At 38.2% G+C, this 15,763-nt stretch carries 13 protein-coding genes and 1 riboswitch; of the genes, 7 read left to right on the plus strand and 6 right to left on the minus strand.

Annotated elements, in window-relative coordinates:
- Positions 1–6: 6 nt before the first annotated feature.
- Entirely contained in the window at positions 7–1,308 is a 1,302-nt protein-coding gene (gene celB, locus DN389_RS06845) for a PTS cellobiose transporter subunit IIC (RefSeq protein ID WP_149236942.1), read from the minus strand.
- A 14-nt stretch (positions 1,309–1,322) separates the two neighbouring features.
- Positions 1,323–1,625 carry a PTS sugar transporter subunit IIB gene (locus DN389_RS06850; RefSeq protein WP_075309888.1) on the minus strand — a complete coding sequence of 101 codons (303 nt, stop codon included), beginning with the start codon at positions 1,623–1,625 and terminating at the stop codon, positions 1,323–1,325.
- A gap of 223 nt (positions 1,626–1,848) precedes the next feature.
- Between DN389_RS06850 and DN389_RS06855 the strand changes: the two genes are divergently transcribed.
- From DN389_RS06855 to DN389_RS06870, 3 genes are all read left to right on the plus strand, one after another.
- A complete protein-coding gene (locus tag DN389_RS06855) occupies positions 1,849–3,066 on the plus strand; it encodes a dicarboxylate/amino acid:cation symporter (protein WP_060488025.1) in 1,218 nt (405 codons plus the stop codon).
- A 226-nt stretch (positions 3,067–3,292) separates the two neighbouring features.
- Positions 3,293–4,450, plus strand: coding sequence for an acyltransferase (locus DN389_RS06865; protein ID WP_149236943.1), 1,158 nt, complete (start codon positions 3,293–3,295; stop codon positions 4,448–4,450).
- A 42-nt stretch (positions 4,451–4,492) separates the two neighbouring features.
- A complete protein-coding gene (locus tag DN389_RS06870; protein WP_060488023.1) occupies positions 4,493–4,873 on the plus strand; it encodes a VOC family protein in 381 nt (126 codons plus the stop codon).
- 40 nt (positions 4,874–4,913) lie between these two features.
- On the opposite strand, the gene DN389_RS06875 is transcribed toward DN389_RS06870, so the two are convergent.
- Positions 4,914–6,914, minus strand: a complete 2,001-nt coding sequence (locus DN389_RS06875; protein WP_149236944.1) for a YhgE/Pip domain-containing protein — start codon at positions 6,912–6,914, stop codon at positions 4,914–4,916.
- 134 nt (positions 6,915–7,048) lie between these two features.
- Between DN389_RS06875 and DN389_RS06880 the strand changes: the two genes are divergently transcribed.
- On the plus strand, positions 7,049–7,933 hold the full coding sequence (locus tag DN389_RS06880) for a LysR family transcriptional regulator (RefSeq protein ID WP_098189339.1): 885 nt from the start codon (positions 7,049–7,051) through the stop codon (positions 7,931–7,933).
- Positions 7,934–7,988: 55 nt separating this feature from the next.
- Here DN389_RS06880 and DN389_RS06885 read toward each other — a convergent pair whose 3' ends face one another.
- Positions 7,989–9,074, minus strand: coding sequence for a hypothetical protein (locus DN389_RS06885; protein ID WP_061673547.1), 1,086 nt, complete (start codon positions 9,072–9,074; stop codon positions 7,989–7,991).
- Between the two features lie 91 nt (positions 9,075–9,165).
- The gene (locus tag DN389_RS28375; protein WP_000283173.1) at positions 9,166–9,315 is read right to left on the minus strand and encodes a hypothetical protein; all 150 of its coding nucleotides are present in this window, start codon (positions 9,313–9,315) and stop codon (positions 9,166–9,168) included.
- 253 nt (positions 9,316–9,568) lie between these two features.
- Between DN389_RS28375 and cydA the strand changes: the two genes are divergently transcribed.
- The 3 genes from cydA to DN389_RS06900 all read left to right on the plus strand — a co-directional run bounded on the left by cydA (position 9,569) and on the right by DN389_RS06900 (position 13,654).
- The gene (cydA, locus tag DN389_RS06890) at positions 9,569–10,924 is read left to right on the plus strand and encodes a cytochrome ubiquinol oxidase subunit I (RefSeq protein ID WP_060488019.1); all 1,356 of its coding nucleotides are present in this window, start codon (positions 9,569–9,571) and stop codon (positions 10,922–10,924) included.
- On the plus strand, positions 10,917–11,942 hold the full coding sequence (locus tag DN389_RS06895) for a cytochrome d ubiquinol oxidase subunit II (RefSeq protein ID WP_000544164.1): 1,026 nt from the start codon (positions 10,917–10,919) through the stop codon (positions 11,940–11,942). The genes cydA and DN389_RS06895 overlap by 8 nt, the downstream gene beginning before the upstream one ends.
- Before the next feature lie 353 nt (positions 11,943–12,295).
- Entirely contained in the window at positions 12,296–13,654 is a 1,359-nt protein-coding gene (locus DN389_RS06900; RefSeq protein ID WP_149236945.1) for an arsenic transporter, read from the plus strand.
- 101 nt (positions 13,655–13,755) lie between these two features.
- Here the strand turns inward: DN389_RS06900 and thiC are convergent, their stop codons facing one another.
- Positions 13,756–15,516 carry a phosphomethylpyrimidine synthase ThiC gene (thiC, locus tag DN389_RS06905; RefSeq protein ID WP_046955552.1) on the minus strand — a complete coding sequence of 587 codons (1,761 nt, stop codon included), beginning with the start codon at positions 15,514–15,516 and terminating at the stop codon, positions 13,756–13,758.
- A 112-nt stretch (positions 15,517–15,628) separates the two neighbouring features.
- Positions 15,629–15,744: riboswitch (TPP riboswitch) on the minus strand.
- Positions 15,745–15,763: the final 19 nt, after the last annotated feature.

Here is a 15,763-nt window from a genome sequence, read left to right on the forward strand (position 1 = left end):
AGTTCTTTACTCCCCCTTTTCTTCCGCTACCTTTTGTTTATCCCATATTTTTAAGAACGGTAAATAAATGAAGAATGCAAGCGCAAAGTTAACAAGTTGTAAAACAACGCCTGAAATTTTCCCGCCTGATCCTAAATATCCACTAAATAGAATTGGTGTCGTCCAAGGTACAGCAGCTCCACTCGGGCGAGTAACTAATCCCCATTCCATTGCAAAGTAAGAAACAATTGTTAACACAACTGGAACCAATATAAATGGAATTAATAAAATTGGATTCATTACAATCGGCATACCAAAAGTTACCATCTCATTAATATTAAATATGCCAGGAGCAATTGACAATCTCCCTAAACTTTTTAATTGCTGACTTCGCGCAAATAGTAACATTCCTACAACTAAAGCAAGTGTTGCACCGGAACCGCCCATATAAATCCATAAATCAAAAAACTGTGCGGTAATCGTATTTGGTACATCTTGCCCTGCTTGAAAAGCAACTCGATTTTGATCCATTAACGACAACCAAACGGGGCTCATTACACCACCAACAATAGTAGCACCATGAATTCCACACGACCAAAGAACATGAACGAGAATAACTGCTATTATTGCGCCCCAAAGACTAGCACCAAGTACACTAAGTGGTTCCTGTAAAATTTGCCCTACAATATTATGGATACTGCCAAAAGAAGTATTTTCTATAATTAAGCGTAAAATCCAAATAACCGTTACAACAAGAAATCCTGGAACAAGTGCCGCAAATGAACGCGTCACAGCTGGTGGAACTGTCTCTGGCATCTTTATAATTATCTTTTTTTGTACAATAAACCGATAAAGTTCAGTAGATATAAGTGCAATAATCATTGCTACAAACAACCCTTGGCTTCCCATTAATGCTGCTGGGATAGCACCTTCTACAAGTACACTCTCTTTTGTACTTGGTATAATATATGCGACTTGAAATGGTGTCGCAAGTAAAAACGTCACAAGCGACAATGCCCCAGATGCTAAAGCATCCACTTTATAATACTCCCCCAGCCTGTAAGCGATTCCAAAAACAGCTATTAAAGCCATTATATTAAAAGTTGCACTAACTGGATACCCCAAAGCCCTCTGCCAATTCTCCCCAAACAAACCTGCCATAAAATCATTGTATCCTGGTATTGGTAAAGCACTAATAATAAGAAAAAATGATCCAATAATTAAGAACGGCATCGTCAAAATAATCCCATCACGAATTGCTTGCAAATGCCTCTGTTCTGCAACCTTCCCCGCTACTGGCATTACATATTTCTCTAAAAACTGTATCATCTATCCCACTCTCCTCATTGTTTCATGGACAAAGCTGCTTGTAAGATAGCCTCTCCATTACAAAGTCCGTAATGGACGGATTGAATGACATCAACAGGTATACCCTTCTCCTTACATAATTCTTTCATTTTCGGTAATAAATAACGTACTTGCGGTCCAAGCAAAAGTACATCTGCTTCATTTATATGACTATTTACTTCAGAACCTGATACTGCCCAAATCTTTACCTCTATCCCTTTTGCCTCTGCTGCTTTCTCCATTTTTGTAACAATCAAACTGGAAGACATTCCCGCTGCACAGCAAAGTAAAATATTCATCTCGCTCCCCTCCCCCTTTTTCCAAACCTAAGTTACGGTGCATCCTTTGCCACCACTAGGTTACAAATATATATGTCTATATTTCCTGCTGTATGCCGAGCTTAAAAACAAAAATTTCTCGGTTTTCACGCTATTCCATCTATCGGTATTTTCCTAGTAAAGAGGGCTCTAACTCGCTATAATAATTCAGTATGATTTTTTTAATTGATAGGAGGATATATTTATGAAGGCATATCGCTTTCCGCTTATTTTATTATCTTCTATCCTAATTGGTGGTTTCATTGGTTATTTCATGGGTGCCGATGCCGTTGCTTTAAAGCCGCTTGGTGACATTTTCTTAAACTTAATGTTTACGATTGTTGTACCGTTAGTGTTCTTTAGCATCGCGTCATCTATTGCTAATATGGATGGATTAAAACGTTTCGGTAAAATTATGTCTAGTATGGCTGGGACTTTCTTATTTACAAGTATTTTAGCTGCTATTTTTATGATTATTGTCGTGAAAGTATTCCCGCCAGCACAAGGTGTTGTATTAGAACTAACACAACCTGACAAAGCTGACAAAGCTGTTAGTGTTGCGGATCAAATTGTTGGTATTATAACAGTATCTGATTTCTCGAAGTTACTATCTCGTGAAAATATGTTAGCTCTTATTTTCTTCTCTATTTTAATGGGGGTTGCAACTTCAGCAGTTGGTGAAAAAGGAAAGCCATTCGCTACATTCTTACAAGCCGGTGCAGAAATTTCAATGAAAGTTGTATCTTTCATTATGTACTACGCTCCAATCGGACTTGCTGCTTATTTCGCAGCATTAGTTGGTGAATTCGGACCACAACTTCTTGGAACTTACTTCCGAGCAGCAATGGTATACTATCCAGCGTCTCTCATTTACTTCTTTGTATTCTTCACGTTCTATGCATACCTTGCCGGTCGCAAACAAGGTGTACAAATCTTTTGGAAGAACATGGTCTCTCCTACAGTTACATCACTAGCAACTTGTAGTAGTGCTGCTAGTATTCCAGCGAACTTGGAAGCAACGAAGAAAATGGGTATCTCTTCTGACGTTCGTGAAACAGTTGTCCTTCTTGGATCTACACTTCATAAAGACGGATCTGTTTTAGGTGGCGTATTAAAAATTGCTTTCTTATTCGGTATTTTCAACATGGAATTCGAAGGACCGAAAACATTAGCAATTGCACTTGTTGTTTCTCTATTAGTAGGAACAGTAATGGGAGCTATTCCAGGTGGTGGTATGATTGGTGAAATGTTAATCGTTTCTCTATACGGCTTCCCGCCAGAAGCATTGCCAATTATCGCAGCAATTAGTACAATCATTGATCCTCCTGCAACAGTGTTAAACGTAACAGGAGATAACGCTTGTACCGTAATGACAGCTCGCCTTGTAGAAGGTAAGAACTGGATCAAAAACAAATTTGCTTAATAAATAGAAAGAGGATGCTCATTTTGGAGCATCCTCTTTTTGTCGTTATTTGTTGATAAGTCGATATATTGAAAAAATCGTTGATATATTTGAAGTTATAATAGATATATCCGAAAAATCGTTGATATCTCCTCCCGCCACAAATTTGTTAAAATCTTCACAAACATTCCACATTCATTATCCATTTTCCGTACTATAATCATGTATGGAAAAGGAGATGGACATAATGACTCAAAGCGCACCAGAATTTAAAGTTTTGCAAAGCATTGCATTCCTTGCTGTCGTTTTGCAAAGTTCCTTATTATATACAATGAATCAAGGAAATGTTTTACTTGAGCAATCACTCATTATGGGCATGCTATTCAACCTTGCAAAATTTTCGGCACCTGCATTCATATTTATCGTTGGATTTCATTTAATTCGTCACTATACAAAGCAATTAGTATACACAGAATATATTTATGAAAAAGCCGCACATTTACTCATTCCTTATTTCTTCTGGTCTATTCTTTACTTATTAACAACAAACGATATGATTACACTACAAAGCGGAATCAAAAGTTTATTACTCGGAACAGCCGCGCCCCATCTTTGGTACGTTATTATGATGTTCCAAATTCACTTATTGTTCCCTTTGCTATGCACACTATTTTATTGGTTTCAAAAACGAACAGAAAATAAAAAAGACATATATAAATATATGACCATCTTTGCTTGTCTATATTTCCTCTTAATGTGGTATTCTTCCCACTACATTTTTAATGGAGAGAAATTGACTAGCTCAACCATTTTACATTATACAGATCGTTCCTTCTTCTTCTACTCATTCTATTTCGTCATGGGAGGAATCGCTGCTGTCGCACTAAAAGCGTGGCGTACATTTGTCATGAAACATATCCCGCTTATAACAATGTTATTTTTCGTCTTATTTCTATTCATCAATTATGAGTTATTTAGTTTTTACGGAGCAAACTCTATTCATTTAACCGTTTCGACTTATTTAAAACCATCTATGTTTTTATATATCGTATGCGAAATTATTATACTTTACGTGTTATCTATTACAATCGTACAGCGACGAGGTTTCTTATATAAAGCATTACGATTTATTGGGAGTTACACGTATGGTGCTTATTTAGCTCATTTTTTCTTCTTGCAACTATGTACAAAATTTCTTTCTTTATTCACACTGCAAGAAAACACAATATTATATAGCTTATTATTATTTACAATAACGGCCACAATCTCGATTTCAGCAATGGTCATTTGCAGTACACTACCACTTCATACGTGGATTACAGGACCTTCTCCTACAACAAATATAAAATGGGCGAAGATCGTAATTCGGAAACATCACAAAAAAGTATGCAAACCGTATCTTTGATATAATAGAATTCCATACAAGAAAAGAAAGTAGGATACACCTATGATTAATCAAATTGGACAAATTATGTTATATGTAAGTAATCAAGATGAAGCAGTACAATTTTGGACTGAGACAGTAGGATTCCAAATTATTGCGGAAGAAAATAACGGACAAGGGTTTCGCTGGATTGAAATTGCGCCAGCAAAAGAAGCAGGAACAAGCATCGTCCTTCACGATAAAGCGTTAATTGCGAAGATGCAACCTGAATTAAACTTAGGTACTCCTTCACTTATGTTCTTCGCTAATAACTTAGATCAACTGTATAAAGATCTTTCTGAGAAAGGTGTTACAGTTGGACAAGTTGTAGATTTACCTACTGGTAGAGCATTTAACTTTGCTGATCATGAAAACAATTACTTTGCGGTAATGGAGCGAAAATAAAAAAGAAGCTATCCGAAAAAATCGGATAGCTTCTTTCAATTTAAGAAACTTGTTCTGCCCTCGTTTCCCTATGTTGTATATGACTCGTGATCCAAGCAATTCCGCCGGCAACAACGAGGTAACATAACAATATTAAAATTTGCATTTGTAATTGCGACCAATCTCCTAAAGAGATAACATCTTGTAATCCTCTAAGAGAATGGGACATTGGGAGAAACTGTCCAATTTTGCTAAGAACAGCTATATTTAATTCTCCTGGGAAAGTCCCCCCGCTCGTTGCTAATTGCAGGACGAGAAGCGTTACTGCTAAGAACTTTCCAACAAGACCAAATACCGTTACTAGCATAAGAATAAATGTCATGAACGTAAAGGAAATAACGATACTTGATAAAACAAAGAGTGGCACACTTGCAACTTCTAATTTCATAACTCCTAGCACAGCCACATCCACTAGTAACGCTTGAATAAGTCCAATTAAATATACCAATCCTAGTTTATTAATAAAGTGTACCGTTCCGCTTACTTTCATATTTTGTCTACGACCAAGCGGTAAAATGTTCGATGCCATAATTCCGCCAACATAAAATGCCAGTGATAAAAAGTATGGTGCAATGCCTGAACCGTAGTTAGGCACATCAGAAACTGTCGACTTCACTAATTGAACTGGCTCTGAGAACATCGTATTGCGTGCATCATCATTACGAACATCCGCTATCTTCTCTGCGCCCTCTCCCAATTTCGTAGAAAGTTCTTTCGCACCATCGTCAAGTTTAACAAGTCCGTTCGTTAACTTATCAGCACCATGATTCAGCTCTGTTCCGCCACTCACAAGGTGATTTACACCTTCTTGTAATGATGTAAATCCATTTCCCCATTTCGTAAATCCGTCAGCTACATTCGCAGCACCATCTGCTATCTTTTTCGTTCCAGCAGTAGCTTCGCTTAACTTAACTCCGAATGTATTCATACCTTCTTCAATCTTATTCTGACCGTCAGCAAGCTTCTTCGCACCTTGTGTCAATTGTTGCTGGCCACCATTTAAAGCGTTTGTTGCTTTAGCTAATCCGTTAGAAGTAGCAACGAGTTTTTGAAAAGCAGGATCTTGCTGCACTTCCGGATGACTTTTCACGTACTCTTCTAATTGTTGTTTTACACTATTTGCTGCATTGTCCGCTTTCACTTGCCCTTCAGCAAGTTTCTCACTTCCGTTCACCCATTCATTTGTACCAACACTTAATTCACTAACCCCTGATTGTAAAGTTTTTTCACCTTGAGCTAATAACTCCATACCACTATGAAGTGAGGTTGCCCCTTCACTCAGCTCATTTGCACCGCCACTTAAGGCAGATTGGCTAGAAGCAAGTTTTTCACTTCCCTCTTTCACTTTTGATGCCCCGTCACTTAAACGATGAATACCATCTGCAAGCTGATTCGTCCCATTTTTTGCATCTGTCGTTCCTTCATGCAGCTTCTCAGCACCATTACTTGCATCACTCAATCCTTGTGCCAAATCTTGAAACTTTGAAAAGACACCTTCTGTATAAGATTTCGTAATACTATTTGAAATTTTTGTTTTCATATTTTCAACAGCTGTCGTTCCAATTTGAGCTGCTACAAAGTTTTTACCCGGATTTACTTTGTACTGAAGCTGCGCTGGCTCTGGTTTCTCATCCATAAGTGTACTTACCTTTCGGGAGAAATTCTCTGGAATCGTAACGACCATATAATACTTATCTTCTTTTAGCCCTTCATCAGCATTTTTTTCTGATACGAAATGAAAAGCCAGTTCCTTATTCTCTTTTAAATTTTTAACAAAATCGTCTCCTGCATGAATTGTTTTTTCATCCATCGCAGCACCCTTATCTAGATTCACAACCGCAACAGGTAATTTATCTAATCGTCCGTACGGATCCCAATATCCAGCTAAAAAGAATCCTGAATAAATTAACGGAACGATTAATAAAAAAATTAAAGCGATACGTCCATGTTTATGGCGCCACATCGCTTTCCAATCTTTAAATATAAGTTGAATTCCTTTCATGAAACATACTCCTCTTCTAATTTAACACCCTTCGAATGGTTTAACAGATTTACTATACACGTCACTTTCCATACTGTATAATACATCTTTAATTATTAATTCATTCCTTCTGGTCTATAGAAAAGAGGTTCAAAATGGAACTGCTCCAATTAAAATACTTTCAGGCAGTCGCACGATTAGAACATATGACAAAAGCCGCTGAAGAATTGCATATCGCACAACCTTCGCTCAGCAAAACAATTGCTAGATTAGAAAAGGACTTAGGCGTCCCTTTATTTGATCGCCAAGGTCGACAGATTACGTTAAACTCTTTTGGAAAAGTATTTTTAAAACGAGTAGAGCGCGTTTTTCATGAATTAAGTGAAGGCGAAAGAGAAATTAAAGATTTAGCTGAATTACAACAACGCTCTATTACACTGGCAGTTTCTATCCCGAGAATATTACCAGAACTACTCGGCTCTTTTTTACTAGAACATCCTAACGTTCGATTCCAGCAATTTCTCGCATCTACTCCTTCTATGAAACGACAACTAGATAATATAGAAATCGACTTTTGTATATCCTCTGTACCAATTGAAGGAGAGGATATACTTTGGGAACCACTTATTACAGAAGAAATTTTCTTAGTCGTCCCTTCAGGTCATCGTTTATCAGGCCGCGAAAGTATCCATCTGCATGAAGTAAAAGACGAACCATTTATTAGTATGAACACTGGTTACGGATTTCGGCACTTAACGGATGAATTTTGTAAAGAAGCTGGCTTCACTCCACATATCGCTTTTGAAGTAGATGAACCAACCGTGATTAGTGACCTTATTAAGCAAGGTCTCGGCATCGCGTTTGTCCCAAGTTTAACTTTATTAAAAAACTCTACTTTAGCATTAAATAAGTTACGTATTATTGAACCAAATTGCGAGCGAACCATCGGCTTAAGTTGGTCGAAGAAACGCTATTTATCGAAAACTGCTCAGCAATTTCGTAAATTTGTGATTGATTACTTCTCCAATATTAGAACGTAAAATTATATCGACTTAGTAAAAAATAAAAGGTGCCATCTCCAGAGGATGGCACCTTCTATTTCTTACTCTTCTCCAATTCCATTTCCGCTAAAAGCGGCAATACATTATCGAAAATGTGCGTATTATTATTTTCGCCTGTTACGTATCCACCGTAATATCTACTAAATATATTTTCATTTCGGAATGTGGCCATATGATCATATAATTCCTTTGCAAACTTTGTATCACCTGTTTGTAGTACGTACAAGATCGTTAGTCCGTATGCAGCTGGCGATTCATAATTCACAGTTTGTTTTCCCGTTTCTAAATTGTAACGACCGTATAGCTTTCCATCCTCCTGGAATTTTTTCTTTATAAATTCCATGTAAGCATCTGATGAAAGACCACCTAAACTACGATGATATGCAACGTATGATTGGTCAATAAGATTCACTTCTTTATCGTACGTAAAAGTACCATCTTCTTTATACTCTTTCGGGAATGCCCAGCCATGCCTTGGGTAATCCGCTAAAAATTGAACCACGTCCTGATATTGCTGATCAGAAACTTTCCCGTACTTTTTCATATACGAGAATGCATGCGGATTTAAGTATGATGTTGTTGCAAAATTATTTTGTTTCCCTGCATCTGCATCATAATAATCAACGTAATAATTATCTTTCTTATTATAACGAATTACAGCGTCACTCAATTGATCTGCCAAGTTTTTATAACGCTCTTCCTTGTACATTTCATAAGCGCGATATAATTGTTCTATAATACGAAGATCATCTATAAGTGCATTTGTAGCTGACTGCATTTCTCCCTTTTCAGAGATTTTCCATAAAACAATTTGGTCCTTATGTACAAAGTTATTTTGAATAACCTTAACTTGTTCATCGAATAACGCTTGATCGTCTTTATCCAATGTATATTGTAGCCACAGTCCTGCCGATTCTGATAAAGCTTCACGGCCTTTCGCTTCACCCGTACCTGCCTTTGTATCCCCTAAACGATATGTAGCAAGCGTCCCATTTTCATTTACCATATGTCTTAAAATAAAATGTTCCGTACGGTTTCCTTGCAAAGCTGACCAAAATACAATGCCACCTAAAGCGATTAAGAGAATAACTCCAATCCCTATATATAAACGTTTCCGCAATCTTTTCACCTCCCTAATAAGGCTAGCCTTAATTTTACCAGAACATACGTAAAATTAAAAAAGACAATCTATTAGATTGTCTCCCTTGCCTCTATCCCTCACAAGCCTCTTTAGAAGGTCTATATAGCGATGCCACAAGTCGATCATATTCACGACGCGTAATCTCTTTATTATACAGCTTCAATAATAAATCTCTATGCTCTTTTGAAAATGCCATCTTTTTAATGACTTCAGGATACATAAAACATCCTCTCCATTTCAAATAAACTTCTTCATTCCGAAAACAGAACTTACGTTCGCATAAAAGATTATAAAATATTCCTTACTAAAAAACAAACAAAATATTATTAAACATTAACTTATTTCTATTCAAAATATTCAAACATTATATTACCATATCCACTTTTTAAATACATATATATTTTTGGTAGTTTTTCTGAATAAATCTTCCAATTCAATCAGAAAATAATGGCAAAAAGAAGAGGAGTTTACATATGGATACGGTAACATTAGCAAGAGCATTTTTTGGTTCTTCATTAGCATTTCACATTATCTTTGCAACACTTGGTGTCGGACTTTCATTGATGATTTTTATAAGTGAAATACTCTATCACTGGAAGAAAGATTCCGATTACGCCATTATGGCGAAAAGATGGACGAAGGCTTTTGCCATCCTTCTCGGTGTAGCAATTCCAACTGGAACAATTGTTGGTGTGCAAATTTCACTTCTTTGGCCTGGTTTTGCCAAAATTGTTGGGCAGGTTATTTCTGTTCCCTTTCAAATTGAGATTTTCGCCTTCTTTTTAGAGGCGTTGTTCATGTCTATTTATGTATATGCAGCTGACAAACTACCTCCATTCATGAGATTAATCTCGCTATTCTTCGTCATGATTGGTGCCACGGCATCTGCCGTGCTTATTACATCAGCAAATACATGGATGAATACACCCGCGGGCTTTTCAATGGGACCAGATGGATCAGTTTTTAACGTTGATCCATGGAAAGCTTTCTTTAATCCGAGTTTTGGCACAAGCGCATTTCATGTTGTTATTACTGCCTATGCAACTGGAGCTGCCGTCATTGCCTCTATCGCTGGATTTAAATTATTAAAGAAAAATTTAAGTAAACGCGAAATTGCTTATCACAAAAAGGGACTACTGTTAGGACTCGTCGTGACATTTATTACAGGTGCTACGATGTGGCTTTCGGGACACGAATCGGCAATTGCCTTACATAAGCATTCCCCTGAAAAACTAGCATCTGCTGAAGCTTTATTTGAAACGACATCGCATGCACCGTTATCAATTGGCGGAGTTGTAGACCCTAACACACTTGAACTAAACTATGCACTAGAAATTCCGAACATGCTTAGCCTACTAGTGGGACTCGACCCTAGCACCGTCGTAAAAGGACTAAAGGAATTCCCACAAGAAACATGGCCACCATTTTACACACATACACTATTCAACTTAATGGTCGGCACCGCTGCCTTTACTTTTGCAGTTGCATCAATCGCCCTCTTATATTGGTACTTTGTTTACCGAAAAAAAGGTGCAGAATTACCGAAGTGGCTTCTTTGGGGAGCTGCAGCATGTGGACCAATTATGATGCTCGGTATTGAATTTGGGTGGATTTTCAGCTGTAGTGGTCGTCAACCGTGGACCATTTATGGTATGCAACGGACAGTCGACGCTTCTACACGCGCTGATTTTGTCGGTCCTTTATTTATTCTATTCATCATTTTATATATTGGACTCGGCATTTTAACAGTTTTTGTACTACGGACATTCTTTAAGAAACATCCGCTTACAAATGATTTACATCACGAAGGAGGCGATTCTCGTGCATGAGGAAAGTATTGCAATCATCATCTTATGGGCTCTTATTTTCGTATACAGTATATTAGGGTCCATCGATTTTGGAGCAGGTTTTTGGGGCATGGTATACGCAAAACATCCAACGCTCGCTGCCAAACTTGCCAATCGATACTTATCACCAACTTGGGAAGTAACAAATACATTTCTCGTTTTTGTCGTTGTCGCTTTTCTCGGTTTCTTTCCGAAAGCTGCTTTCACCCTTGCGACAGTGATGTTCGTGCCAGTTATGTTAATTTTAATACTCATTGCAATTCGCAGTACATTCATGGTATTTGCTTACTCTCTGCCAAAGTATCAATTCCTCCTTCGGGTGATTTCAGGTATTACTGGGCTCTTAATTCCAGCCTTATTAATTACCGTTTTACCCGTTACAGAGGGGGCTTATATTACAATCTCTGAAGGAAAAGAAGTACTCCTGTATGGAAAACTTCTTTCTAGCCCGGTTATCTACTGCTATATGCTCTTCGGGCTAACTTCGGAACTATTTCTCTCCTCTCTCTTTCTTGCTGATTTTGCGAGAGAGCAAGGTTCAGAAGATTCGTATAGAATTTATAGAAGAAACGCCATCATCCTCGGTCCTGCAACACTCGTTACGGCGATTATCGCCCTCGTTGTAATGGATCCGGAAACACACTGGCTTATGCAAGGACTAATAAAGCAATTCCCATGGTTTACAGTTTCTATCGTTTTATTCGTTATCGGATACTCTTCTCTTTGGTGGACAAACAAGAAGTATGGCACACTAGGATACCCTCGCATTGCCGTTTTAGCAGTCGTCGCTCAATATGCATTTGCAAGTTACGCTTACGGTGTCGCGCATTTACCTTATATTATTTATCCTGATGTAACTGTATTTACAAGTTTTACAACGACAGAAACATTCTATGCATTGCTTATCCTATACGCAATTGGGATCGCAATTTTACTACCAGGATTTATTTTCTTCTGGAATTTATTCTTGAAGGATCGAACTTTTTTGAAGGAAAAATAATATATTCGGGGGAGTCTGTTCCAAAAGGCATTTTGGAACAGACTCCTTTTGTCATGTTTTGTCGATAAGTCGATATATTTTAAAAATCGCTGATATATTTTAAGTTGCACCAATATATCTCCATAATCGCCCATATAAATTTCATTTACTATCTTACTGCCACCCTAATTTATAGACTCCTCTCATAATAGTTATTTCACTATTCGTGACACTTGTCCTTTCGCTTGAAAAACACATATTCACTTCATTCCATTATATGCCTAGTTCTTCTTATTTTTTGCTGAATATACTACCAATACAGACCTTGAGACAAGCTACATTGGTTTAAGGAAAAGTAGAAAGGTAGGTAAAATATGAACATTGAAATATGGATTACTATTATTGTATTCTTCTTAACAATGATTGTTATCTTTTGGCGACCCCGTGGCTTAAATGAGGCTTGGCCGGCAGCAATTGGCGCTGGCATTATCCTGATTACTGGACTTGTATCAAGACCAGACGTCATAGATATTATTAGTAAAATTGGCGGTGCCTCTATAACAATATTAGCGACTATCGTTATGGCGGTTATATTAGAAAGCTTCGGCTTCTTCCACTGGTCCGCAGCGAAACTTGCAAATTTAGCAAAAGGCTCTGGTCGCCGTCTATACTGGTATATTCAATTATTATGTTTTCTTATGACCCTTTTATTTAATAACGACGGTAGTATTTTAATTACAACTCCAATTTTAATTCTTCTTCTAAAAAACCTTCAATTAAAACCACATCAACAAATTCCTTATTTATTAAGTGGTGCTTTAATCGCTACTGCATCTAGTGCACCAATTGGTGTAAGTAATATCGTAAACTTAATCGCATTAAATATCGTGAATATGACTCTTTACATGCATACTGCTATGATGTTTGTACCTGCAACACTAGGTTTATTATTTATGTCATGGCTCATGTATACAGTGTTAAAGAAAAAGCTTCCGAAAAAATTACCTGTTTCTTCTTATGACATTGAAGAGATTTTCTTCACAAAAAACTTCCATCCACTTAAAGGAACAAAATCTGTTAATACGAAACAAAAACGTACAAAATTCATGTTAAAAGTATTAGGTTTCGTCTTTCTTATGCGCTGTCTTCTATTCGTTGCATCCTTCTTATCGATTCCAATCGAAATTGTTGCTGTACTCGGTTCACTCGTTCTTCTCATCTGGAGATGGTACTACTTACGAACAAACCCAGTCGATATTTTGAAAAAGACACCGTGGCACATTTTAATTTTCGCATTCTCTATGTATGTAATTATTTACGGGCTTCACAATGCAGGGTTAACAGCGGCGCTTGTAAGTTGGCTCGAACCAGTTGTAAGTCAGCATCTACTCTATGCTAGCTTTGCAATGGGCGGACTTGTATCTATCCTCTCTAACGTCTTTAATAATCACCCTGCACTTATGATTGGTACCATTACATTAACAGAAATGGGCCTAGATCCAGTCACATTAAAAACTATCTATCTCGCAAATATCATTGGTAGTGACATCGGTTCACTATTATTACCAATCGGTACGCTAGCTTCCCTCATTTGGATGTATATCCTAAGACAAAACAAAATTAAAGTGAAATGGAAAGACTATTTAAGCGTATCTCTCATCGTAATCCCACTCACAACAGCCGTTACATTATTCCTCTTATACTACTGGGTACAATTATTCTTCGCCTTATAGAAAATAGAAGCCCCCTTTGCTACCGTCTTAGCAAAGGGGGCTTCTTCTATATTTAAGTTAGGTACTACAGTGTGATCAATCAAGTAAAGAGGTGTAACGTATTATTGGTATAAATGACTACCAGTGTCTTTAAATTCTTTCGCTTTCTCTTTCATCCCTTTTTCAATTGCTTCTGTCGTTTCTAAATCATTGTCTTTCGCATATTCACGAATATCATGTGAAATTCTCATACTACAAAACTTCGGTCCACACATGGAACAGAAATGAGCCGTTTTCGCGCCTTCTGCTGGCAATGTTTCATCGTGATATTCCATCGCACGTTCAGGGTCTAAAGATAAATTAAATTGATCGCGCCAACGGAATTCAAAGCGAGCTTTTGAAAGTGCATCATCACGCTGATGAGCCGTTTTGTGCCCTTTCGCAAGATCAGCTGCATGTGCAGCAATTTTGTACGTAATAACCCCCGTGCGAACATCATCTTTATTCGGTAAACCTAAATGTTCTTTCGGCGTTACATAACAAAGCATCGCCGTTCCAAACCAGCCAATCATCGCCGCTCCAATTGCCGATGTAATATGGTCATAACCTGGTGCAATATCTGTTGTTAACGGCCCAAGTGTATAGAACGGCGCGCCCTGACAAATATCAAGCTCTTTCTCCATATTCTCTTTAATTAAATGCATCGGTACATGCCCAGGTCCTTCAATCATCACTTGCACATCATGTTTCCAAGCAATCTTCGTTAATTCACCAAGTGTTTCAAGCTCAGAAAACTGTGCTTCGTCATTTGCATCTGCAATCGAACCTGGACGTAATCCATCTCCAAGAGAGAACGAAACATCATACTGCTTCATAATTTCACATATCTCTTCAAAATGAGTGTATAAGAAGTTTTCTTTATGATGGAATAAACACCACTGTGCCATAATTGAACCACCACGCGAAACGATACCTGTCGTACGCTTTGCAGTAATCGGAATGTAACGAAGTAATACGCCCGCGTGAATCGTAAAGTAATCCACACCTTGCTCCGCCTGCTCAATTAACGTATCACGATACACTTCCCACGTTAAATCTTCTGCAATTCCGTTTACTTTTTCCAGCGCTTGATAGATCGGTACAGTTCCAACTGGTACAGGCGCGTTACGAATAATCCACTCACGCGTCGTATGAATATTTTTACCTGTAGATAAATCCATAATCGTATCCGCACCCCAACGCGTTGCCCACGTCATCTTCTCTACTTCTTCTGCAATAGAAGAAGATACAGCAGAGTTTCCGATATTTGCATTGACCTTCACGTGAAAGTTACGGCCGATAATCATCGGTTCTGCTTCCGGATGGTTAATATTCGCTGGTAAAATGGCACGACCTTCCGCGATTTCCTTACGAACAAACTCAGGCTCTACTCCTTCACGAATCGCAACATATTCCATCTCAGACGTAATGATGCCATTACGCGCATAATGCATTTGCGTAACGTTTGCCCCTTGCTTTGCTCTAAGCGGCTGACGATCCATTTGCGGGAAAACAGGCGTATGTTTCAAAGCCACTTTCACACCGTCATCCTCTGGTTTTACTTCGCGCCCTTCGTATGCTTCTACATCTCCGCGCTCCAGGATCCAAGAGTGGCGCGGCGCCTGCAATCCCTTTTCCAGTTCCACTTTATACGCAGGATCTGTATAAGGACCGCTCGTATCATATACACGAATTGGCGGATTCGGAATACCGTTCGTTTCGCTTTGTTCAATCTCACGCATCGGCACTTTCATACCCGCGCGTGGTCCATCCACATACACTTTCTTACTTCCTGGTAAACTCGATTTCAATTCAATTTGCTCAGCTGAAACAGACTGTTTCATAACCTTTGTTGCCCCCCTGTACGTGACAAGGACGAGATATGGCCAGCGTATGCCAAAATAAAAAGAGCCAGGTCCATAAAAAAATAAGGACCTGGCTCATAAAGACATCATTATGTAAAGCCGTTAACTTCCCTACGCTGGTACGAGCCAGATCAGGTCCAAAGGGTTAAGAAGTTCACACGCTTCTCTCTCAGCCTACGCATACGTTAGGCACCCCTAGTTTATCACTGATTTAATTTTCAATACT

This window comes from Bacillus sp. AY3-1 (assembly GCF_008368785.1).
Lineage (GTDB): Bacteria > Bacillota > Bacilli > Bacillales > Bacillaceae_G > Bacillus_A > Bacillus_A wiedmannii.

Excerpts from the sequence above, each read along its gene's own strand:
- celB (WP_149236942.1), bottom strand. The coding sequence starts at position 1,308 with ATGATACAGTTTTTAGAGAAATATGTAATGCCAGTAGCGGGGAAGGTT.
- DN389_RS06850 (WP_075309888.1), bottom strand. The coding sequence starts at position 1,625 with ATGAATATTTTACTTTGCTGTGCAGCGGGAATGTCTTCCAGTTTGATT.
- DN389_RS06855 (WP_060488025.1), top strand. The coding sequence starts at position 1,849 with ATGAAGGCATATCGCTTTCCGCTTATTTTATTATCTTCTATCCTAATT.
- DN389_RS06865 (WP_149236943.1), top strand. The coding sequence starts at position 3,293 with ATGACTCAAAGCGCACCAGAATTTAAAGTTTTGCAAAGCATTGCATTC.
- DN389_RS06870 (WP_060488023.1), top strand. The coding sequence starts at position 4,493 with ATGATTAATCAAATTGGACAAATTATGTTATATGTAAGTAATCAAGAT.
- DN389_RS06875 (WP_149236944.1), bottom strand. The coding sequence starts at position 6,914 with ATGAAAGGAATTCAACTTATATTTAAAGATTGGAAAGCGATGTGGCGC.
- DN389_RS06880 (WP_098189339.1), top strand. The coding sequence starts at position 7,049 with ATGGAACTGCTCCAATTAAAATACTTTCAGGCAGTCGCACGATTAGAA.
- DN389_RS28375 (WP_000283173.1), bottom strand. The coding sequence starts at position 9,315 with ATGTATCCTGAAGTCATTAAAAAGATGGCATTTTCAAAAGAGCATAGA.
- cydA (WP_060488019.1), top strand. The coding sequence starts at position 9,569 with ATGGATACGGTAACATTAGCAAGAGCATTTTTTGGTTCTTCATTAGCA.
- DN389_RS06900 (WP_149236945.1), top strand. The coding sequence starts at position 12,296 with ATGAACATTGAAATATGGATTACTATTATTGTATTCTTCTTAACAATG.
- thiC (WP_046955552.1), bottom strand. The coding sequence starts at position 15,516 with ATGAAACAGTCTGTTTCAGCTGAGCAAATTGAATTGAAATCGAGTTTA.